This window comes from Pseudomonas atacamensis (assembly GCF_017167965.1).
GTDB classification, from domain to species: domain Bacteria; phylum Pseudomonadota; class Gammaproteobacteria; order Pseudomonadales; family Pseudomonadaceae; genus Aquipseudomonas; species Aquipseudomonas atacamensis.
Genome location: NZ_CP070503.1, coordinates 2,762,599 through 2,784,582 on the forward strand (window position 1 = coordinate 2,762,599; position 21,984 = coordinate 2,784,582).

Consider the following 21,984-nt stretch of genomic DNA (forward strand, 5'->3'; position numbering starts at 1 on the left):
AAAGTCAAAAGATCGCAGCCTTCGGCAGCTCCTACAATTAGATCAGTGTCGTTTGGTGAATCGTTGTACGAGCTTCATGACGACGACGAAGAACACGGGGACGAAGATGACTGCCAGCGTAGCGGTGATCATCCCGCCGATCACGCCAGTGCCGATCGCTTGCTGACTCGCCGAGCTGGCACCCGTGGCGATGGCCAATGGCACCACGCCGAGAATGAACGCCAGCGAGGTCATCACGATCGGCCGCAAGCGCAAGCGAGCAGCCTGCAACGTTGCATCGATCAGGTCGTGACCTTCGTCATACAGGCTCTTGGCAAATTCGATAATGAGGATCGCGTTCTTCGCCGACAGTCCGATGATGGTGATGAGACCAACCTTGAAGAACACGTCGTTAGGCATCCCGCGCATTGTCACCGCCAGCACCGCGCCGAGCACACCCAGCGGCACGACGAGCAGTACCGACGTCGGAATCGACCAGCTCTCATACAGCGCCGCCAGACACAGGAATACCACCAGAAGCGACAAACCGAGCAACATAGGCGCCTGATTGCCTGACAGGCGTTCCTGCAACGACAGACCGGTCCATTCCTGACCCAGACCTTTCGGCCCCAGCGCTACCAGTCGCTCGATTTCCGCCATCGCTTCGCCGGTGCTGTGCCCCGCCGACGGTTCGCCAGAGATGGCAATCGCCGGATAGCCGTTGTAACGAGTCAACTGCGCCGGGCCTTGAATCCAGGTGGCCTGGACGAATGCGGACAGCGGCACCATGTTCCCGGTGTTGTTGCGCACGTGCATTTTCAGCAAGTCACCCACCTGACTGCGCTGATCACCTTCGGCTTGCACGACCACGCGCTGCATGCGGCCCTGATTGGGGAAGTCGTTGATGTAGCTGGAACCCACCGCAGTGGACAGCACATTACCGATGTCGGCGAACGAAACGCCTAAGGCATTCGCCTGCTTGCGGTCTACGATCAGTTGCACTTGCGGTGCTTCGGCCAGCGCGCTTTCACGGACGTTCATCAATACCGGACTTTTCTCGGCGGCGGCGAGCAGTTCCGTACGCGCCTGCATCAACGTCGCGTGGCCCAGGCCACCGCGATCCTGCAAACGGAACTCGAAACCGCTGGACGTGCCGAGGCCATCCACGGGCGGTGGCAGCACCGAGAAGGCCATGGCGTCCTTGATCTGACTCAACGCCGCGTTGGCGCGATCGGCAATCGAGCTGGCAGCATCGTCACTGCCACGTTCCGACCAATCCTTGAGCGTCGAAAACGCCAGCGCCGCATTCTGCCCGCTACCGGAGAAGCTGAAACCCAGGATCACTACGCTGTCACTGATTCCCGGCTCACCGGCGTTGTGCGCTTCGAGCTGTTCGGCTACTTGCACGGTGCGGTTCTTGGTCGCGCCCGGCGGCAGCTGGATATCGGTAATGGTGTAGCCCTGATCTTCTGTAGGCAGAAACGAAGAGGGCAGGCGCGCGAAACTGAACCCAAGTCCAATCAACAGGACTACGTAGATCATCAGGTAGCGACCAGTGCGCTTGAGCGCATAGCTGACCCAACCCTGATAGCGATCGGTCAGTTGCTCGAAACGACGATTGAACCAGCCAAAGAAGCCAGACTTCTCGTGATGCTCGCCCTTGGCAACAGGCTTGAGCAAGGTCGCGCACAACGCCGGCGTCAACGTCAGGGCGAGAAACGCCGAGAACAGAATCGACGTGGCCATGGACAGCGAGAACTGTTGGTAGATCACGCCGACCGAGCCTTGCATGAACGCCATCGGAATAAACACCGCGACCAGCACCAGAGTGATGCCGATAATCGCGCCGGTAATCTGCGTCATCGCCTTGCGCGTGGCTTCCTTGGGCGACAGGCCGTCGGTGGCCATGATCCTCTCGACGTTCTCTACCACGACGATGGCGTCATCCACCAGAATGCCGATGGCCAGCACCATGCCGAACATGGTCAGCACGTTGATCGAGAAGCCCAGCGCCAGCATGGTCGCGAAAGTGCCCATCAACGCCACCGGCACCACCAGTGTCGGAATCAGCGTGTAGCGCACGTTTTGCAGGAACAGGAACATCACCGCAAACACCAGCAGCATCGCTTCGCCAAGGGTGTAGATCACTTTGGTGATCGAGACTTTGACGAAGGGCGAGGTGTCGTACGGAATCTTGTACTCCACGCCGGCCGGGAAGTAGCGCGCCAGCTCATCCATCTTCGCCCGCACCAGCGTTGCGGTGTTCAGTGCGTTGGCGCCGGGAGAGAGCTGAACGCCGACGGCGGTGGACGGCTTGCCGTTCAGGCGTGTGCCGAATTGATATTCCTGACTGCCGATCTCCACGCGCGCGACATCACCGATGCGCACCGTGGAGCCATCGCGATTGGCCTTGAGCACGATGTCGGCGAATTCCTGCGGCGTCGACAACTGGCCTTTGACCAGAATCGTCGCAGTGATTTCCTGCGTGGAAGGCGACGGCAGATCACCGATGCTACCCGCTGAAACCTGGGCGTTCTGCGCAACGATGGCTTCGTTGACATCCGCCGGCGTCAGGTTGAAGGCGATGAGCTTCTGCGGATCGATCCAGATGCGCATCGCCCGCTCGGCACCATACAACTGCGCCTTGCCGACACCGTCCAGGCGCTTGATTTCGTTCATCACATTGCGCGCCAGATAATCGCTGAGGGCCACGTCATCGAGCTTGCCGTCGCTGGAAGTCAAAGTGATCAGCAAGAGGAAACCGGAAGAGACCTTCTCCACCTGCAAGCCTTGCTGATTGACCGCTTGCGGCAGGCGCGACTCGACCACCTTCAGACGGTTCTGCACATCGACCTGCGCCAGTTCCGGGTTGGTGCCCGGCTGAAACGTCGCCTTGATCGTCGCGCTGCCCAGGCTGCTTTGCGATTCGAAGTAGAGCAGGTGATCGGCACCGTTGAGTTCTTCCTCGATCAGGCTGACCACGCTCTCATCGACGGTCTGCGCCGAGGCGCCTGGGTAGACGGCATAGATTTCGATCTGCGGCGGTGCAACGTCCGGGTATTGCGCGACCGGCAACTGCGGAATGGCCAGCGCACCGGCCAACAGGATGAACAGGGCGACCACCCAGGCAAACACCGGGCGGTCGATAAAGAACTGCGGCATATAAGAGCGTCCTGCTTACTGACCAGTGGTCTGGGCAAGTGGAAGAGGGGTTTCGTCGACCTGTACTTTTTCTCCGGGACGGGCGTGTTGCAGGCCTTCGATGACAATGCGGTCGCCGGGCTTCAGGCCGCCGGTGACGATCCAGCGATTATTCTGCACCGCACCCAGTTGCACCGGTTGCTGCGCCACGCGCATCTGCTCATCGACGGTCAGCACCTGGGCAATGCCGGCACTGTCACGCTGCACCGCGCGTTGCGGCACGGTAATGCCGTTCTGAATGGTTGCCTGTTCAAGGCGTACGCGGATGAAACTGCCCGGCAGCAGGTCGAGATCCGGATTGGGGAATTCACTGCGCAGGATGATTTGGCCTGTGCCCGGATCAACGGTGATGTCGCTGAACAGCAGCTTGCCAGGCAATGGATACAGGCTGCCGTCATCCTGAATCAGTGTGGCCTTGACCTGGTCCTGACCGACTTCTTGCAACTGCCCGGAACGGAACGCCCGGCGCAGTTCATTGAGCTCGCGAGTCGACTGCGTGAGGTCGGCATGGATCGGGTTGAGCTGCTGAATCAGCGCCAGCGGTGTGGTTTCGTTCTGTCCCACCAGCGCACCTTCGGTGACCAGCGCGCGGCCGATGCGGCCGGAAATCGGCGCGGTCACGGTGGCATAACCGAGGTTCAGTTTCGCCCGTTCCAGCGCTGCCTTGCTGGCGGCGACATCAGCGGCGGTCTGCCGGGCAGCGGCGCGGGCGTTGTCGTAGTCCTGACCGCTGATGGCCTGGTCCTCGATCAACTGCGCATAGCGTTGTTCTTGCAGTTTCGCCTGAAAGGCGTTGGCCTCGGCCTTGCGCAACGCCGCTTCGGCACTGTCCAGATCGGCCTTGAACGGCGCCGGGTCGATGCGGAACAGCACATCGCCTTTTTTCACGTCGCTGCCTTCGCGATAGGTGCGCTGCAACACCACGCCCGCCACTCGCGCACGCACTTCGGCAATCCGTGGCGCGGCGATGCGCCCGCTCAGTTCGCTGCTGATCGACAGGGGCTCGGCTTTAATGGTCTCTACGCGCACGGTGGCCGGCGGCGTCTGCTCTTCGGCGTTCGAGGATGAATCACAAGCGCTCAGCGTCAGCGCCAATGCGATCAGGCCGAGCCAGGCCAGCAGTTTTCCAGACATGTACAACCCCCAATATTGAAGGCCGCATCCTACGGCCAGACGGGGAGGTTAGCGGTGAAGCTTTGTAGCTGCTGTGTGAAATTGTGTAAGGGTTTTGCTCCGTGGCGGGTGAGGGCGTATATCCTGCAGGCCTTGAAATTTATTGCGACAGTTCGATCGCTTTCGCGAGCAGGCTCGCTCCCACAGGAGATCGCATTTCAATGTGCGAGCGAAATGAGCCCTGACTGTCGCCCCAGCATTTTCTGGAACACCCCATGCCCAACATCCTCCTGGTCGAAGACGACACCGCCCTCGCCGAACTGATTTCCAGCTACCTGGAGCGCAACGGTTATTCCGTCAGCGTCATCGGCCGTGGCGACCATGTGCGCGAACGGGCGCGGATCAGTCCGCCGGATCTGGTGATCCTCGATCTGATGCTGCCAGGTCTCGACGGTTTACAAGTGTGCCGCTTGCTGCGCGCCGATTCAGCGACACTGCCGATCCTCATGCTCACGGCCCGCGATGACAGCCATGATCAAGTGCTGGGCCTGGAAATGGGCGCTGACGATTACGTCACCAAACCCTGCGAGCCACGGGTGCTGCTGGCGCGGGTGCGTACCTTGTTGCGGCGCAGCAGCCTGGGCGAACCGTTGGCGGTCAATGACCGGATCGTCATGGGCAATCTGTGCATTGACCTGTCCGAGCGCACCGTGACCTGGCGTGATCAAGCGGTTGAGCTGTCCAGCGGCGAATACAATTTGCTGGTGGTGCTGGCCCGGCACGCCGGCGAAGTGCTGAGTCGCGATCAGATTCTGCAGCGGCTGCGCGGCATCGAGTTCAATGGTACTGACCGCTCGGTGGACGTGGCGATTTCCAAGCTGCGGCGCAAGTTCGATGATCACGCCGGCGAGGCGCGCAAGATCAAGACTGTGTGGGGCAAGGGCTATCTGTTCAGCCGCTCCGAGTGGGAATGTTGAGCTGATGTTTCGCATTCTGTTTCGCCTGTATCTGGTGACGATCGTCTCCTATAGCGCGGCGATCTATCTGGTGCCGGATCTGGTGGTCATGGCCTTCCGGGATCGCTTCGTCACCTACAACCTGGACTTTTCCCGAGGTCTGCAATCGCTGATCACCAAGCAGTTTCATGCCGCGCCGCAAGAGCAGTGGCCGGAGATTGCAGCGGCGATGGACAAGGAATTCCAGCCGCTGCACATCGTCCTGACGCCAATCGACGACCCGGTGTTCACTCCCATCGAGCAGGAGCGTCTGCACCGTGGTGAAAACGTTGTGCGCATCGGCGACTGGGGCTGGCGAACATTGGCGGTGACTCCGCTGAATGCGGACATGGCCGTGCGCATGGTCGTGCCGCCCGATCCGGTCGACGTCGATCTTTTGTACTGGAGCATCAACGTGCTGATCGGCGCCATGTTGCTCGGCTGCCTGCTGCTCTGGTTGCGCCCGCACTGGCGCGATCTTGAACGTTTGAAGAGCACTGCCGAACGCTTCGGCAAGGGGCATTTGAGCGAGCGAACCAGAATCGCCCCGAGTTCGAACATCGGCAGCCTCGCCAACGTGTTCGACACCATGGCCGGCGATATCGAGAACCTGCTCAACCAGCAGCGTGATCTGCTTAACGCCGTTTCCCATGAATTGCGTACGCCGTTGACGCGTCTGGATTTCGGCCTGGCATTGGCCTTGTCGGAAGACTTGCCGGCCGCCAGCCGCGAGCGCTTGCAGAGCCTGGTCGCGCATATTCGTGAGCTGGATGAATTGGTGCTGGAGTTGCTTTCCTACAGCCGTTTGCAGAATCCGGCGCAATCGCCCGAGCGCATCGAGGTGTCGCTCGACGAGTTCATTGACAGCATTCTCGGCAGTGTCGATGAAGAACTGGAGTCGCCAGACATCGTGATTGACGTTCTGCTGCACGGTCAACTCGAACGCTTCGCGCTGGATCCACGCCTGACCGCCCGGGCCATCCAGAACCTGTTGCGCAATGCCATGCGCTATTGCGAAAAGCGCATTCAGATTGGCGTGCAGGTGATTGCCGGCGGATGTGAGATATGGGTTGACGACGATGGCATCGGCATTCCCGACGACGAGCGCGAGCGGATCTTTGAACCGTTCTATCGGCTCGACCGCAGCCGTGATCGCGCGACCGGCGGATTCGGCCTCGGTTTGGCGATCAGCCGCCGCGCACTGGAAGCGCAGGGCGGTACCTTGACGGTTGAAAGTTCGCCGCTGGGTGGGGCGCGATTCAGGCTGTGGTTGCCGGCCATGGCCTGAATATCCTAACGGACATCGGATGATTGAATCAGGCTGACGCCGGCCTCTTGCATCCGCGCTATGGCGGCTGCCAGCGAACCGTCCAGATCAATCGCGCGACAGCCATCCAGCACCACACAGACATTAAAACCCGCCGCGCGCGCATCCAGTGCCGAAAACATCACACAGAAATCCAGCGCCAGGCCAACCATGTAAACGGTGTCGATGCTGCGCTCTTTCAAATAGCCGGCGAGCCCGGTGGTGGTGCTTCGATCCGCTTCGAGAAAAGCCGAGTAGCTGTCAATATCGGGATTGCACCCCTTGCGGATGATCAATTGCGCGTGCGGTAGATCCAGTTCCGGATGAAATTCGGCGCCGACACTGGCTTGCACACAGTGATTGGGCCACAACGTTTGTGCGCCGTACGGTAACTCAATGACATCGTAGGGCTGGCGCCCAAGATGGCTGGACGCAAACGAGATATGCCCGCTCGGGTGCCAGTCCTGCGCAATCACGACTTGCCTGAACTGGCTCGCGAGGCGGTTGATCAGCGGCACAATCTGTTCACCTTCAGGCACCGGCAATTGGCCGCCGGGAATGAAGTCGTTTTGAACATCGATGACCAGCAATGCAGCGCGGGACGAAATGGGCACGGGGAAATCTTCCTGAGAATAAAACCTCGGCCAGTTTAGCAGGGCTTCTGTCAGCCGCTGGTCTGCAGCACGCATTGCTGGGTTTTACTGTCCCACACCTGGCCTTTCGGACATTCGGGCTTTTTCACGGCGTCGCTTTCATCGACGGCGAAAGCAGCAGGGCTGGACAGGGCGGCGACCAGCAGCGGGACGGCGAACAGCATTTGGCGGATATTCATGGTCGATCTCCACTTTCATCGGCTTGGAGCAGAAGTTGTTGTTCTCCTTTGCAGTGACTGTTCAGTTCTGCGGAAGATTCAAAGTTCTGCAGCGGGCCATTGACTTGTCATCCAACGGCAGGCTAATTTCCAGTCCATGACTTTCACCGTATCGCGCTGCCAGCCAAGCATTATTACCGCCATTCCTCATTTGGCGGGCTAGCTCACGACTGCAGCACCCAACCCGCCCTAGAGGCGGGTTTTTACTTTCTGTCTCCGGGGTTCTGAAAACTGTCAGGAGACGACCATGCCGCACAGCCCCGACCAGCAATCCCTGCTTGAGCATTACGTGAAAAAGATCCTGGCCGCACCGGTGTACGACATTGCGGTGCGCACGCCATTGCAGCTTGCGCCAGCGATGTCTCAAGCATTGGGCAATCGGGTCCTGCTCAAGCGCGAAGATCTCCAACCGACGTTCTCTTTCAAGATCCGTGGTGCTTACAACAGACTCGTGCAACTGAGCGATGAGCAGCGAGCGCGGGGAGTGATCACTGCGTCGGCGGGTAATCACGCGCAGGGTGTAGCGCTGGCGGCACGGGAGTTGGGCATCTGCGCGACGATCGTCATGCCGTCTACCACCCCTGAGCTCAAAGTGCTCGGGGTGCGCAGTCGCGGTGCCGAAGCATTGCTGCACGGTGAGAGTTTTCCCTTTGCCTTGGCCCACGCGCTGCAACTGGCCGAGGAGACAGGACGCACGTTCGTTTCACCCTTCGATGATCCTGACGTGATCGCCGGCCAAGGCACCGTGGCAATGGAAATCCTGCGCCAGCATCAAGGCGCGCTGGATGCGATCTTTATCCCGGTCGGCGGCGGAGGTTTGATCGCCGGTATCGCGGCCTACATCAAATACCTGCGCCCGGAAGTGCGGATCATTGGCGTCGAATCCGAACATTCGGCCTGTCTACAAGCCGCATTGCGCGCGGACGAGCGGGTGGTTCTACCAAGCGTCGGTACCTTTGCCGATGGCGTAGCGGTGGCGCAGATCGGCGCGTATGGCTTTGAGGTTTGCCGTTTTTGTGTAGATGAGGTAATCACGGTCAGCAATGACGAGCTCTGCGCCGCGATCAAGAATATCTACGACGATACCCGTTCGATCACTGAACCTTCAGGTGCGCTGGCCGTGGCGGGGATCAAGCAGTACGTAGCGCGCAGCGGCGTTCGCGATCAGACATTCGTCGCCATCGACTCCGGGGCCAACATCAACTTCGACAGCCTGCGCCATGTCGCCGAGCGCGCCGCTGCTTGCGGCGTGCCGGCGTAACAAGCGCTCGGGTTATTCCTGCAGGGCGGTGCCGACTTTGTCCGACGCCGACCAGATGCGATAACGCACTTCGACGTCCGACGGCGCGTACACCACAACCGGCAATTTGCTGTTGTAACGCAACATGAAGCCGTCGCCGACGACCGGAACGAAAGCACGTTTTTTCTGACTGCCGGGCGGGCAGGCCATCATCGTGCTCATTGGGCCGATGACCTTTTCCAGGCGATAGAACGGATAGCCCCAGCCTTGCAGGTTCTTTTCATCGAGCACACCGCCCAGACGTTGACGGTTGCAATCCACCTCCAGAGTTTTGCCAGCGAGAATTTCAACCTGGAAATTCTCTTCCTGCTCTTGTTTCGGCAGATGGATGACCTGACGGGTAAACCCGGCTTCGGCTTTGGGATACGGCGCCACGTCTTCGAGCTTGGCGGCGTGGGCGAGGGTGGAAAGGTTGGCGATTAACAGCCCAGTGATCGCGCAAATGCGTAAGGAATTCATGGAAGCCTCCGTGCGAGTTGAATTGCAATGGGAGACATTCTTGCCGTCATGGTCTTCGAAAGCAAATTCGGCCGGAGATTGCAGATTGCAGTGGATGGGCGGTCGGTTCATGCATTTTGCAAATAGCAGGATACTGGCCATCTTTCCAAGTGCTTGATTTTGCAGGGCGCCAAACGAACCGATCAAAGGCACGTTTTATGCGTTCTTCCGGTGAGGCGCACCGGATTTGGACGCCTACACTCCAATGGGCATTTCGCAGTACCACCATTTGCCGCACCAAGGAAACAGCGGGGGCACACCCGTGAAGGCGCAGCAAAGGGTCAGCGTGAATACTTGATTGGCAATCGCACAGAAAGGAGAGGGTTCGCCATGTTTTTATCTGCCTTGGAATTACGCAATATCATTGAAAGCAGCTTCCTGCCGAAACGCTGCCGGTGCACGCTGTCACCCGACTTGTCGATGTCCGTCAAAGTATTTGGCGACCATCGGACCGACGAGGCCGATCTCTACGTCAGTGGAATCGACGCCAGCCGCCTGAACAGCTGCCGTGAAATCAACAACCTGGTCGCTGGCCTGCGTTCCGACCTCGCGCAGCAAACCACGACACATCACACCAGCGCTCGTTCTCGAGCCGTTTAACCCACCGTTTCACCCAGTTCGACCGTCACGCGCCGGGCCTGCACGAAACCTAGGCCCAGCGCGAACTCGACCAGCACCGCGAGCAAAATCCCGGGGCCGGCATGGCCATTGAGCCATTCGCCAAAACCCAACGCCGCCAAACCGAAACAGCCGACGATAAAACCATTGCTCAGCGCACTGCGTGCCGCTGACGGCGGAGCATTGCGCAGCAAATAAAACATCACCCCCAACGCCGCAAACAGCACCGCGCTGCGCCTTGCGACTACGCCAGTGCCTTCCGAATAGCCAATACTCCAGATCGCCAGCAACACCTCCGGAAAAAATCCCCAGACCAGCGCCAGCAAAAAACACAGGATTGAAGTGAAGCTCGACAACGTGCGGAACGACAACTGCATGGCCAGTCCTTGCGGCAGTAGGGAAGGCCCCGAGCATAACCGCCGAAGCCACCCCACGCCTATGGCGAACCGGAAAATCAGAAGCGTCTGTCAGTTCTGCTGACGGCATGCGTCAGATAATTTCCTGTAACTGATTTGTGCGGGCTTGCCGGTGTTGTCGATGTATTTCATGTCGGCGGTGATGACTTTGCACTCGAAGGTCGGCGGTTCGGTTAGCGAAAGTACCTTCGCCACGTGTAGTGGCATGCCGTATTGGTAGGGTGTTTGATTCGATGTGGCGGAGGTGTCGTTGGCTTGGGCCAGTGCGGCGTATGAGCAGCAGGCGAGGGTGGCGGTGAGCAGGAAGGGACGAATGTTCATGAGAGGACTCCAGCGTAACGGATAGGCGCCCGGCACGAAGCCGAACGAGCCTGCCGCACTGGACGTCAGCGGGGGAGAGCTGAGGGTGTGCGGTGATATGGAGTCTCTGACTGTGGCGTTAAGGCTGAGTTAACCGATTTGAACATGAGCTGAGTTATTTACGGTTGCTTTTCCCTTGTCTCGGGCATTTGTCGTTTGCGATATGAATCATTAGGGTACGGGCTTTGACGTGCTCGAAAAAAATTAATGATAAGGCTGTACTGCTAAATTTCAGTACCCTAACTTATCTGGAAAAAACGAGAGCGGTGGGTGAGTGGCCTTCCACGTTTTTGCGAGTTCTTTTGCTTTTTCTAATTGCTCTTTTGACAGCTTTTTTTCTACTTCCGGCAATACGTCGTTAACGTTGTTTATTACGTTTCCACCACCATCAAGCTCCAGTAGATTCGACAATAGTGCGTATGACTTTACCGGGTCTGATTGGAATCCGTATTTTGGTTCAGCTTCGCCAATATATGACGCGTAACCAAAAACTGCAGATGCATAGCCTGAGGCTGCAGCTTTTTCATTCCATTTTCTAAATGATGACAAATCGGCTTTTTCAATCCTGGTAGCGGCAAATCCCATCATGGCTGGTGGATAACCATTCTCTGCAGCGGCTTTCATCCATTTTTCGATTTCATCTGATCTGCTAGAGGGTAGTAGGAACATGCCTCCCCCCCCTCTTGATACTTGGTCGCTAAACGAAATTGCGCTAATGCAAAACCTTTTTCTGCGGACTTTTCAAGCCATTCATCGTTTCCTGTTATCTCCCATAGTAGGTACATCGACTCAGCGTCACCATGAGATGCCTGATCTGTAGCAAGGGTTTTGGCTTTGTTCATCCAATCTTTAGTCGATTGCTCAGAGGAAGAACAATTATTCATAGTTACGCACAAATCTTGATCCGCGCCGCCGAGCCGAATCATAGAGTAAATATTGCCTTTTTTTGCTGATTCCTCGTAAGCCTTTCGCGCTTCTTGAGCCATGTATCTGTTGTTTTTTCTTATAGATTCACCCAAATAGTAAAGTGCTTCATCATCACCGCCTTCGGCTGCTATTTGTAATGTTTCAATTGCGGAGATGGCTTTGTGTTGATTGTATAGTTCAATGCCCTTGATTTTTGCCTGAGATTGTTCGTTCGTAAGCGCCAGTGACTGGGGCGACGCTAACGTTAATAAAATAAGCGTAGTGGTGATCACTTTTGGTAGTGTAAGTGCTAAGTTGTTTCTCGGTTGCAGTTGTTTAGCTGGTATATCGGTCTTTGTGAAACTTTTGAAAACGATACGGCAGAGCGCGGACGACAAGGCTGTCGATTGTTCTAATTGGGGAAGATTAGCCTCGTACCGGTTATTTCTTGCATTCTGCTTCATTACTAATTAAAAACCTAATTTCCTTGGAAAGAAAGAAAGGGGCGGGTGGGTGGCCTTCCACTCAATTGCATATTTTTCCGCTTCCTCAATCTGGTTCGATGTCATTTTTGCAGCAATTTTAGGAAGCTTCCCTTCCACATAGACTTGAACGTTTCCACCGCCATCCAATTCTTTAAGCAAAGAGACCAGTGCGTAGCCCTTGATCAAATCGACGGGGTAGCCAACTTTGTCGGGCGTGTGGGAAAGATATGCACCATAGGTTGCGACGGCATTTTGATAACCGGTTTTCGCCGCTTCTTCCCACCAATGCCGAACACCTGCCAGATCATTTCGCTGGGAAAGAATCGAAATATATTCGATCATTGCAGGAGGGTAACCTCCTTCCGAAGCAGCCTTTAGCAACTCCTCCTCGGCACTCTTTCTTTTCCAAGGTAGCAAAAATGTGCCTTCCCCCTCGGCGTAACGATTAGCGAGCAACCACTGTGACGGCGCATATCCAGCCGCTGCTGATTTCTGCAACCAATCCAACTCTGCAGTCGCGTTGTAAAGCACAGCCATCGCTTCGCCGTCGCCACCCAAAGCGCGAGGCGTAGCAGTTTTTATCAATAAATCTAGCCAGTCACTTGGTTTTTTACTACTAGCAGGACATTGGTTGACAACCGAGCACAGGTCTTCCGATACGGTGGCGAGTTTAAACATCGCATAATAATCACCCTGTGATGCTGATGCCTCGTACCATTTTTGCGCTTCGACAGTCATTCCTTGTTTTTTTTGACGAAGCTCGTCAGCTAAATAGAATTGTGCTTCCGCATCGCCCGCTTCGGCTGCTATGCGAAGTTCCAGTTCTGCTGGTTTGTATTGATTGAAAAGCATTATCCCACGAGTTTTTGCGGCCTGCTGAGTTGGTGTAAGCTCGGCAAGTACATTGTTTGATAAGAGGGTTGCAATTGCGGTTGCTATATATATAAGTGTGCGCGACATTTTTTTATCCCTTGATGTATGTAGCTGGAGGGACATATTTTGCTTTTCCGCCAGGAACAAAAGTTTGTCCGTAGTATCGGGTTCTGTGACAAAAGCCATCTAGGTTCGCGCCTAAAAGGTTCACGTGCGCTTTATACCGGGCACGCATTTCGTCGTTCGCATCGTCGTGCAGTCGCAGAATTGCTTCTGACATGAAATTGTCCATATGCAGTCGATTCTCGCAATATAGCTGTTCTGCTTCGTCTGCGGCTTTGGTTCCGAACCGATTCATGCTCATGCATGCTTCTTCAAATTGTGCTTGGGCAAGGGTTATTGTTCCTTGCTTTTCCGCTTGGCGGACAATCAATCCTAGTATGCGCTCAACAGCCTGCTGCTGAAGCAGTTGACACTGGTCTTTTGTATAAGACTTTTCTGTGGCTTTAGAGCTTGCACTAGGCGCTCCATATTCCGAAATCTTGAATTTCTCCGGCGCGGAAATCAATGTCATCAACATTGGGCCAAGCGCACCTGGAGTCGCTGCCAAGATCCATTGGTCTAACTCAGCTTGATTATGATAATTCATAATCGTATGAGCGATAATTGCTCCTCTGCCGCCCCCGGTTAACGCCTCATATAACGACATCACCATATCAACGCCTTGCATGTAAGTCATCGCCACTTCCATCCCGGCAGCGCCAAGAAAGTTTAGTTTGTCGATGTAGTCGGCGGCTTCGTCCGTCACAAAAATTAGCGATTTATCCTGATTTTTATGCATTTCCCGTCGCAGCAAGTTAATCAAGTCAGTAACACCGTCATAGCCTACTTCAAATTGAAATTCGCCGCCGACGCCAGCGCCGACGATGACGGAAGCCTTGAACCGCATGATGAAGCGGCCTTCATGCAAGGAGATCCCAATATCTGCCGTAGTACCCAGCCCATACGCGGCAGTAAAGCCTGCTGTGAGTCTGGCCAGGCTCGCCCATTGGCTAGCTTTCGCGTTGTTGACGGTGTTCGCCATGCCGGGCGAAGGGGCGGTGCGCAACACAGCGATATCTTTCGGCGGAGCCCAGTTCAAGGCGCCTGTCAGTAGAATCCCAGCCTGAACTCCTGCAAAGAGATTGAATTGGGCTTTAGCCCCATCTTCAACCCGTACTTTCGCGCGTCGCCCGCCAGAACAGGTTCGCTTCTAGTTGTAGTTGCTACGGCATTGGTGGTCTCCGGACGTTTTGCATCGGTGATTTCCGGAAGATTGAGGCCGCCTTGTACGTTTGCACGTCCCAACTGCACGCTGGAGGAGAGGAGGAGGGTAGCGCCTGTGTAGCCCCACGCTCTAGCGCCCAAATGGATCGAAAACCTGCCGAGATTCAGGTTTTTGCGGTTTTTCTCGTAATCCAGGTACGGGATCAGGATGTCTTTTGCTTGATCTTTACCCGGCAGATCCATCTTCATCAACTCAACTTCACCGCGTGCCAAGTCAATCCCAAGGCTGGCTTCGGCTTTGGCAGAGGCCTTGAAGTTATCGGTGACGCTGAAGCTCGGACCAGTGACCTTGGTTCCAGTGTGGATGGAGGACTGTGGTGGCGTGAGGCAACGAACCAATTGTGCTTGAGGACTGTTATCGAACAGGCGCAACGAACTTCGAACTTCTTCTTTGAACAGCAGCTGCCGAAGGCGCAGCCCCCAGTCTTTGCGGGCGCCTGCGTCCTCAATAGTATCCACTGTCAGTTTTTTCGACTTGAGATAGGAATGGAAGAGTTCTACATCGAACCAGCCTTTTTCATCGAACCAGTTGCTTTCCTGATCCTTGATGGCCATCGCGCCTTCGAGGCGTAGCCATTCATGGAAAGGGTTATCGTCTGTGTCAGTTTGCGCTTTCCCGTTGCTGTTGCCGGGAAGTTTCTGCAGGTCTTTGCTTGCAGTAGCACCGAGCGCGCTTACGTCTTTTTTCAAGGCTTTTTCAATGCCTTCCAGATTAAGCAGACTCAAATGCTTGACCGGACTGTTGGGGCTATTGAAAAGCGCCACTTCGCGCAACGGAAAGCCAGCCTTGACCAGGCGCTCTTCCGGTTTCGGCTGAAATTGCTCTGGCTCCCACAACAGATGGCGCAGTGGTAGGGCTGCGGCTACAGCGGCTTCTGCATCATCGCGAAGCTTCATGCGCTCTTGTTGAATGCGCTGCCACTCGGTTTTTTCAGCCTGCACGATGCCCGCTGGTGCCGCTACGTTTTGGCCGCTGGCGTCAATCCAGGCTTTGTATTTGGTGCGGATTTGTTCAGCCAGTTTGACCTGCCGCTGTTCCATCTCGAGATATGATTTGAATTTCTCGATACCTGCGCTGATTTCGCCTGTGTCAGGAATGAGGGCAAACTCAGGAAGTGCCAAGCCATAGTCGGCGACTTTCAAAATCGAATCGATATAGGCAGCAAAGTCTTTTTCGATTTTTTTGCGTTCGTTGGCCACATCGTTCAAATAACCGCACATCCGGGCCTTGCCATCGATCACACAGTTTGTGGCGTCCAGATACGCCTTCTTGTTCTTCTTGAAATCTTCTTCTTTGAGAGTAGTCAGCTTGCCGCTGGCTGTGAGTGCCGCACGGGCTTTCAGATAGGTCTGAACACGAGTTCTAGCCTCAAGAGCACCGGGCGAAAACAGGTTGCCACTTTCATAGATATAGCCAGCTATCTTGGCTTGCTCTATTGCTACAGCCTTCAGCTTCTTCCACTCGTTGTAGAGTCGTTGCAGCTTTTGCCCCTCGGAGTTGGCCTCAAGCAGGCTAGCCTGTTGCTGACCGGCCAGTGCCCGGTTCCGTGCGTACTCACTCTGATCCGGCAACTTCTCCAGCGCCGCTGAATTTCGGGCGTCACGGCTCACGGATTTCAAGCGCATGGCCATGGTTGGCTGCGCAATATCCGGCTCCTGAGCTTCGATTTCCAGCATTCGGCTTTTCTGTTCACCTTGCAGGAAGTTTGACAACTTGGGTTCGAGGAAGTACTCGAGCAACCCCGCGGTGTTCATCCCCTTTAAACGTTCCTCAGGAGACTTGCTTGCGCTGATATGTTGCTCAAGTTCATTCATCGCTTCTTTGATCGAGCTTGCAGCGCGTTCAGGCAGCAGATAGAACATTCTTTCCTTGGTTGCGTAGATCACCTCGCCATAACTTGTCGAGCAAGCCGTTTCCACTTTGTCGAACGCGTTGGGGCAACTGGCAGGCATTACAGGCTGAGGATCAAGCTCCAAGGCAGGTTTCGTTTCAACCGGTGTCGACGGGGCTGAGGCAGTTGCCGCAGAGCTGTCGCGATCTACCTTTGTTGCTTCTGAGATTTCAGTATCCATTTCGCTTCCATTCATTCTTAACGGACGGGTTCATCAAGCAACGCTGGTGGTGAGTTGCTGCAGCTGCTGTACTTTGATGAACGACTCTTCCCTGGATTGCAGGATGGCCATTGCCTGTGGCTGTGTTTCAAGCAGTGGGCCATTTGTGATTGACCCCAGCTTCAGCAAGTGACGGCCTTCGTAAATATTGTGGGCAACCAGCACATTGAGGTTTGCCACAAGGTTGGGCAGATGCTCATCGCTCGGCTCGCCGTAATCTGCGTGATGTTCATCTGCCCAATAAATCCAACCCAAATGCTCTTGAACGTTCGCCGCGGATGGCGGCAGGCTGAACACTGAAGTATCGCCCAGCCATTCGACTTCCGAGACGGCGCGCCAACTGAGCCATGGACCTTTATTGCGCCCAAAATGAACCGGCGCTGGGCTGTATACGTGCTGCCAAGGGCCGAACAGCTGATGGGAGTTGTCGCCAGCGGTATAGGCCAGCGCGGCCCACAGGCTTGGCTTGTGGTAGCTCAGCAGGCTTTGTCCGCCAGAGCCATCATTAGCGCGCAAGAGCCAGCGCGCATGGGCGAGCGCTTTGTCAGAATCAGCTGTGGTAATGGCAATGCCAGAGAAATTTTCCTCGCACAGCTTTGCTGCCTCGGCCGCAAGGCGACTGCCCCACGGCGCGGTGATCCAGAGCGGACCGTCAGCGGCGATCTCAGCGAAGGCGGTTTTGAGGAACAGGCTCTGTGCATCTACCACCGGTTCGCCAACACGATAAAGGCGGCTCATCGCGTCAGGCTGTCGAACCGGGTCAATAATGAAACACACTGTTGATTCAGAGCTTTCTCTCGGTAAATCAACGAACCCATGGCGTGGAGCTTCGAGGAGTGCGCTGAGCGCTTTCACATGCATGTGCAATCCTTACGGCTGCAGGCGCCGTTGCTTTGCTTGCCGCACAACGGCGTTATTCCAGACTCATTCAGACGTTTGGGCAGCGGGACAGGGACTTTCCCCGCCTTATCCGCATCCACAACCTTCATCGGCCCCGGCAACAACGGCGCCGCCGGCGTGCCCACCCCGGGCGAGCCGCCGGTATTGACCTTCACCTCAGCGCCGCTGATGGTCACGCCACCCGCATCGACCTTGACGAAGCTGCCGCCAGCCTTGGCGGTCAGTTCCATGGCGCCTTCGACCACGGCTCTCTGGCCGGCGTAATAATGAATTTCGTTGCCAGCCTCAACAAACTGCCCCGTCCCAACCTTCACATGCTGCGTCACACCCACCGTCAGGTGATCATCCGCGCGCATTTCGCTGATTCGGTCCAGATGGGTGATCCGATGTTCTTCGACCTTGAACTCGCTGAGCACATTGGCTTCAACGGTGTCATGCCGTTCGTTGCCGACGCGGATTTTCTGGTCGTGTTCGATGTTTTCGTCCCAGTCGCGCTGGGCGTGGATGTAGATCTGTTCAGCGCCTTTCTTGTCTTCGATGCGGAATTCGTTGTAGCCCTTGCCGCCCGGGGAGCTGAGGGTTTTGAAGGTGCTGCGGGTCTTGTTGGCCGGCAGGTCGTAGGGGACGACGTTTTCCTTGTGGTACAGGCAGCCGGTGACGAGGGGCTGGTCGGGGTCGCCTTCGAGGAAGGTGACGAGGACTTCCATGCCGATGCGCGGGATGGCAATGCCGCCGTAAGCTGCGCCGGCCCAGCCGTTGGCGACGCGCATCCAGCAGGTGGTTTTGTCGTCGGACTGGCCGTCGCGGTCCCAGTGGAATTGCACCTTGATGCGGCCGTACTGGTCGCAGTGGATCTCTTCACCGGCAGGACCCGTAACGACGGCGGTCTGGCTGCCGAGGACTTTCGGTTTCGGGTGTTCGAGGGCAGGGCGGTAGTGTGCGTCCCACGGCGTGGCGAGGAAGCTGTTGCGGTAGCCCTGGTGGAAATCGCTCTTGTTGTCGGTGACGTCGCTGGTGACGTTTTCGCCGAGCACTTGCGGTTGTTTGCCTTCGTGGAAGACTTCCAGCAGCAGCCAGAGGTCGTTCCACTCGGCGCGCGGGTGTTCGGCGAGCGTGAGGAAATGGCCGCTGGTGAGGGTCGGATCATCACCTTTGCCTTCGGCGAGTTTGTAGTCGCTGCGATGGCGTTCGAGGGCGCGGGTCGAGAGGAACTTGCCGCGCTCGCGGGTGGTGAAGCGGCCGGGGTAATCGTAGTCTTCCAGGTCCGGGGCGAATTCGGATTTGACCGCGCCTTCGGGCAGCAGCTTGGGTTTTTCGAAATCGTAGTCGCGACGGCTGACGCGGGTGGTGCGGGTTTCCAGGCGCAGGTTGAAGCGCTTGATCACCGGTTTCTCGGCGGCCATGCCGGAGTCCTGCTGGTAGCTGACCGGCTTCAGTTTGCGGAACGCGATTCGATTTAAGCTCCATCTTTTTTGCCAGTGCGTGTCCTCTAAGATGTTCACCATTAAAGTGCATATAGAAACGTAGCCTTGGGTAGAACAATCGCCTACCCATGGCTCTCTGTTTGTGTTCGAACTCGGATAGCTCAAGCGGTGTTCGCTATCGCCCCTTGCGGGACTTGGGCAACTCGCACGATGGCTTGATTCTCTTTGTGATCAGCCCATCGTTGGATTTGAGTTTTCAGTTCCGGTAACTCGGCACGATCACCGTAAACGTCGGAAAGCTCTACAGTTGTTTGCTCCAATAAATCTATGTTCTTCAGCGTAGTCTCGATATTTTCGAGCTCTTTTTGATTATGGCTCACTGCCAGAGCAATTTCCTTCTGGCGAGTTTGGAGATCAGACATAGTTGATCTTCTCTGGAGAGCCGTTGCGCGATCCTGAGGTCTGCCTTCAATCGTTCCTCCTGGAAATTCCACTTGCTGCGCGCTCTGCCATTTTTCTAGTTCGGAGCGGTAGAACCTTAATTGTGTCCGCAGATTGAGCGCTTCGCGAGGCGTAATGATTTTCCCGCCGCTGGTTTGCGTATCTTGCCAGCGTCGCAAAGTCGCCCAGCAGGCGGGAATGTAGCCGCCAAGCATTGTATGGTCTGCCCCGTTCATCACCTGTACTCCGAAGTTGCTACGTTCAGGAGTGTCATTATTTTTGATATTCGCATAACAAAGCTGTGTCATTGCCGACTCTTCATACCCTTCGCAACCTGGAGTCCACAATACCGATGAAATCTGGTTACCTGGCAGTCGCAAAGGGGTGAAGTAGCGTTGTATGCCATGATGCCGGTAAGGCTTCCCGCCGAACCGATTCAATCCGGCACCAAATATGATTCCCCCTACAATCGGTGCGACTCCTCCAGTAACAGTGGCTGCGACTCCGGTAACCCAGACTGCTTGCTTGGTATCCATCCAAGCTGCGGGTACGCTGGGTACCGGATCATTGTTGTTTACAATTCGGTGATGAACGAGAGGTTTGGCTCCCTCGACAAAGTCCGCATCACCTGCTCTAGGTGAGCCGAAGGTATAAAGTATTGCTTGGTCGTCAAATTTATTACGTATCCATTCAGCTAACAGAAGCGCTATCGCCCCACCCAGGCTGTGGCCACAAACCACAACTCGCTGGTTATTTGTACGGAATCTGGCGAGATACTTAACCACAAAAGGTTGTAATACTTCATAGGCTTCGTGGAATCCTTTGTGAGCCTTGCCGACGCCATCTTTTACTGGTACTTGCTCCGCGTCACCATCGCGCAAGGCATCCCACTTTTCCGCTGTTCCGCGTACGGCTATGAGAATCATTCGGTCATCATGTGTGGCGTAGGCTTGCGTATCGGTTTTTTTTGAATCCAATGAGTATCCGCGCTTATCATTAAAAAAATGAACTTGCGAAGGAGTTTCCTGTTCGTCGGCACTCTTATAATGTTGCGGATCGTAAGGTATGATTTCCAATCGTTTTGAATAAGGCACATCTTCAACAATGGGATAATTTACAGTCTTGGCGTCGGCATAACGCATGGGTTCCTGATAACAGGCCAAACAAGTCTGTAGCACATGGCCGATAGTTCCTACCGCAGGGAATTTTACTTCTCCCCCAGGTTCTTGTGCCTTCGGGTTGTCGACGTCTTTTGGTGCATTAGGATTCTCAGGTACTTGCCCGAAATCGCCGTAGCTCAGCGTCGCCAATAAAGAAAGGTTATAAAGATTTACCGCGCTGAAGTCAGGCGCCAAAGAAATTAATGGCCTGAACGCCCGTAGCGCACGGACTTCCAGTACATAGTGTTTATCTGGTAATAGAGCCGTTCCGTAATCCGGAACTCTTCCCGCGGCGAAATCACAGGCAAGTTTTGTCCAGCCGTAAGGTACCGGCTTGGATAGTTTTGCCGGGGCCGGCAAGTGACGTTTGTGTTTTACAAATTGCCGAACTTCTACGTTGTAAAATTCGGCTTGTTCTGAGGAGGCTCTGTACGCGCCAGTTTTTGCTGTACTGCCGATTGGCCGATGTAACGTCTTTTCAGCTGCGACCTGAAATTCAGTCAGAGGAATTCGGTAATCTTTTCGGTCGGCAAGGGTGTCATACCAAGCGTCTCCACCCGCATATGGTTTTGCTAACGTCAGAGTTACCGGGCCTTTGTAGTTATTGATTACTTTGGCGTAGCCATCGCTGTCCAGAGTGCCATCGTACTTTTGACCCTCTGCATCGGTCAATTCATAGCTCAAGCCGGCGTAGGGTTTGCCATCTCCAAATTCGTCCACCAATCTAAAGCTGATCCAGCTGCCTCTGGCGGGGCACACGCTTTTATCACACAGGTATGGATCCGTCATAGCGAATGTCCTTATTCAGCGCAAGTTGGATATACCGTACACTCGCGGCCGTCCATTTTGAATTTTTTGAAAACTGGAGGTGTTTGGCACCTTTTTGATGTTGCGGTTTCCTGGCAGGGCTTCCATCCTTCTGTGGTCTTGATCCACCGATTGTCCATGCTAGGTTCTTCATCTCTCGCCAAGCGGAATGTGAATTTTACTTCTTTGTTTTTAATGCTTGATCGTTGAACAGTTCCGCCCGGCTTATTGCGTTCAAAATAGTCGGAGGGCACGTTCCATTCAGAATTAGCTGCGCTGCACGATAATATTTTTGAAATTCCGTCTTTTTCGATTCTTTCCACGCTTAGTTGGAACATCCAAGTACATAGACCTCTAAATTCAGAGTGATCATCGCCTAATGAAGACGATCCGTCATTGGTCGTATTTTCTTTTACAGTTATTCCGCCGAAATCTCCCCCGATATCCAATGAAGATGTGCCATAGCGGCCGTCAATGGCCATGTCTACGCGAGTCAACTCCATCTTGCATCCGGCTATGCTATAACTGAGCGGAATATCGAAGCGGGCAGTTTGTTCGATATTCTTCACATCAATCTGATCTGTTTTTTGATGCCGTCGGGTTACTTCTCCTCCTAAGCCCGCTGAATAAGTTTTGCAATTCTGACCAGCTAGTGGTGAATATTGTGATTTTGCTGTTAGACCAAAATTTGCAGGTGTAGTCGCTACCAGGGTAAACGAGTCGGACCCGTAGTGGCTGGTAATGTCTTCAATGCTGCTCTGAGCAATTTGGCTGGCGGAGGTACAGGCGCCGAATAAAGGGAGCGCCATAAGTAGTAATGAATTTAAAGTGAGTGAAGCTGATAACTTGCTCATCGTCGCGTCCCGAGAAAACTTAAAACATAACTAAAGTGG

General features: G+C 55.3%; 18 protein-coding genes and 2 pseudogenes. 4 read left to right on the forward strand and 16 right to left on the reverse strand.

The window, feature by feature from the left end:
* Positions 1 to 42: 42 nt before the first annotated feature.
* Both JWU58_RS12680 and JWU58_RS12685 read right to left on the reverse strand, forming a co-directional pair.
* Positions 43 to 3,141, reverse strand: a complete 3,099-nt coding sequence (locus JWU58_RS12680) for an efflux RND transporter permease subunit (RefSeq protein WP_123442373.1) — start codon at positions 3,139 to 3,141, stop codon at positions 43 to 45.
* Positions 3,142 to 3,156: 15 nt separating this feature from the next.
* Positions 3,157 to 4,314 carry an efflux RND transporter periplasmic adaptor subunit gene (locus JWU58_RS12685; protein ID WP_123442374.1) on the reverse strand — a complete coding sequence of 386 codons (1,158 nt, stop codon included), beginning with the start codon at positions 4,312 to 4,314 and terminating at the stop codon, positions 3,157 to 3,159.
* 254 nt (positions 4,315 to 4,568) lie between these two features.
* Between JWU58_RS12685 and JWU58_RS12690 the strand changes: the two genes are divergently transcribed.
* Both JWU58_RS12690 and JWU58_RS12695 read left to right on the forward strand, forming a co-directional pair.
* Complete coding sequence (locus JWU58_RS12690; protein ID WP_016774890.1) at positions 4,569 to 5,270, forward strand: response regulator; 702 nt, start codon at positions 4,569 to 4,571, stop codon at positions 5,268 to 5,270.
* Positions 5,271 to 5,274: 4 nt separating this feature from the next.
* Positions 5,275 to 6,576 (forward strand): ATP-binding protein, encoded by a 1,302-nt coding sequence (locus JWU58_RS12695; RefSeq protein ID WP_123442375.1) that lies wholly within the window; start codon positions 5,275 to 5,277, stop codon positions 6,574 to 6,576.
* A 5-nt stretch (positions 6,577 to 6,581) separates the two neighbouring features.
* Here the strand turns inward: JWU58_RS12695 and pncA are convergent, their stop codons facing one another.
* Both pncA and JWU58_RS12705 read right to left on the reverse strand, forming a co-directional pair.
* Positions 6,582 to 7,208: a bifunctional nicotinamidase/pyrazinamidase gene (gene pncA / locus JWU58_RS12700; RefSeq protein ID WP_206422179.1), complete on the reverse strand. Its 627-nt coding sequence runs from the start codon at positions 7,206 to 7,208 to the stop codon at positions 6,582 to 6,584.
* A gap of 50 nt (positions 7,209 to 7,258) precedes the next feature.
* Positions 7,259 to 7,426: a hypothetical protein gene (locus JWU58_RS12705; protein ID WP_159894620.1), complete on the reverse strand. Its 168-nt coding sequence runs from the start codon at positions 7,424 to 7,426 to the stop codon at positions 7,259 to 7,261.
* 286 nt (positions 7,427 to 7,712) lie between these two features.
* Between JWU58_RS12705 and ilvA the strand changes: the two are divergent.
* Positions 7,713 to 8,702, forward strand: a pseudogene (ilvA, locus tag JWU58_RS12710) (threonine ammonia-lyase, biosynthetic); the annotation flags it as partial.
* Positions 8,703 to 8,738: 36 nt separating this feature from the next.
* Here the strand turns inward: ilvA and eco are convergent.
* Positions 8,739 to 9,224 (reverse strand): serine protease inhibitor ecotin, encoded by a 486-nt coding sequence (gene eco / locus JWU58_RS12715; RefSeq protein WP_016774886.1) that lies wholly within the window; start codon positions 9,222 to 9,224, stop codon positions 8,739 to 8,741.
* 369 nt (positions 9,225 to 9,593) lie between these two features.
* Between eco and JWU58_RS12720 the strand changes: the two genes are divergently transcribed.
* A complete protein-coding gene (locus JWU58_RS12720) occupies positions 9,594 to 9,863 on the forward strand; it encodes a DUF1652 domain-containing protein (RefSeq protein WP_123442377.1) in 270 nt (89 codons plus the stop codon).
* Here JWU58_RS12720 and JWU58_RS12725 read toward each other — a convergent pair.
* From JWU58_RS12725 to JWU58_RS12765, 11 genes and pseudogenes are all read right to left on the reverse strand, one after another.
* On the reverse strand, positions 9,860 to 10,258 hold the full coding sequence (locus tag JWU58_RS12725) for a hypothetical protein (RefSeq protein WP_122746120.1): 399 nt from the start codon (positions 10,256 to 10,258) through the stop codon (positions 9,860 to 9,862). The genes JWU58_RS12720 and JWU58_RS12725 overlap by 4 nt on opposite strands.
* A gap of 90 nt (positions 10,259 to 10,348) precedes the next feature.
* Positions 10,349 to 10,618, reverse strand: a complete 270-nt coding sequence (locus tag JWU58_RS12730; protein ID WP_123442378.1) for a DUF2790 domain-containing protein — start codon at positions 10,616 to 10,618, stop codon at positions 10,349 to 10,351.
* A 270-nt stretch (positions 10,619 to 10,888) separates the two neighbouring features.
* Positions 10,889 to 11,281 (reverse strand): sel1 repeat family protein, encoded by a 393-nt coding sequence (locus tag JWU58_RS27275; protein ID WP_241196160.1) that lies wholly within the window; start codon positions 11,279 to 11,281, stop codon positions 10,889 to 10,891.
* Complete coding sequence (locus JWU58_RS27280; protein ID WP_241196161.1) at positions 11,278 to 12,027, reverse strand: SEL1-like repeat protein; 750 nt, start codon at positions 12,025 to 12,027, stop codon at positions 11,278 to 11,280. Before JWU58_RS27280 ends, JWU58_RS27275 begins: the two co-directional genes overlap by 4 nt.
* 6 nt (positions 12,028 to 12,033) lie before the next feature.
* Positions 12,034 to 13,008, reverse strand: a complete 975-nt coding sequence (locus JWU58_RS12740; protein WP_110645398.1) for a tetratricopeptide repeat protein — start codon at positions 13,006 to 13,008, stop codon at positions 12,034 to 12,036.
* Positions 13,009 to 13,012: 4 nt separating this feature from the next.
* Positions 13,013 to 14,032: a hypothetical protein gene (locus JWU58_RS27285; RefSeq protein ID WP_241196162.1), complete on the reverse strand. Its 1,020-nt coding sequence runs from the start codon at positions 14,030 to 14,032 to the stop codon at positions 13,013 to 13,015.
* Between the two features lie 38 nt (positions 14,033 to 14,070).
* On the reverse strand, positions 14,071 to 16,320 hold the full coding sequence (locus tag JWU58_RS12745; protein ID WP_241196163.1) for a hypothetical protein: 2,250 nt from the start codon (positions 16,318 to 16,320) through the stop codon (positions 14,071 to 14,073).
* A gap of 33 nt (positions 16,321 to 16,353) precedes the next feature.
* A complete protein-coding gene (locus JWU58_RS12750) occupies positions 16,354 to 17,220 on the reverse strand; it encodes a DUF4123 domain-containing protein (RefSeq protein WP_122611354.1) in 867 nt (288 codons plus the stop codon).
* Positions 17,211 to 18,716, reverse strand: a pseudogene (gene tssI / locus JWU58_RS12755) (type VI secretion system tip protein TssI/VgrG); the annotation flags it as partial. The gene JWU58_RS12750 and the pseudogene tssI, both read right to left, overlap by 10 nt.
* A 128-nt stretch (positions 18,717 to 18,844) precedes the next feature.
* Positions 18,845 to 21,073 (reverse strand): lipase family protein, encoded by a 2,229-nt coding sequence (locus JWU58_RS12760; RefSeq protein ID WP_130929797.1) that lies wholly within the window; start codon positions 21,071 to 21,073, stop codon positions 18,845 to 18,847.
* 11 nt (positions 21,074 to 21,084) lie between these two features.
* Positions 21,085 to 21,945: a hypothetical protein gene (locus tag JWU58_RS12765; protein WP_206422089.1), complete on the reverse strand. Its 861-nt coding sequence runs from the start codon at positions 21,943 to 21,945 to the stop codon at positions 21,085 to 21,087.
* Positions 21,946 to 21,984: the final 39 nt, after the last annotated feature.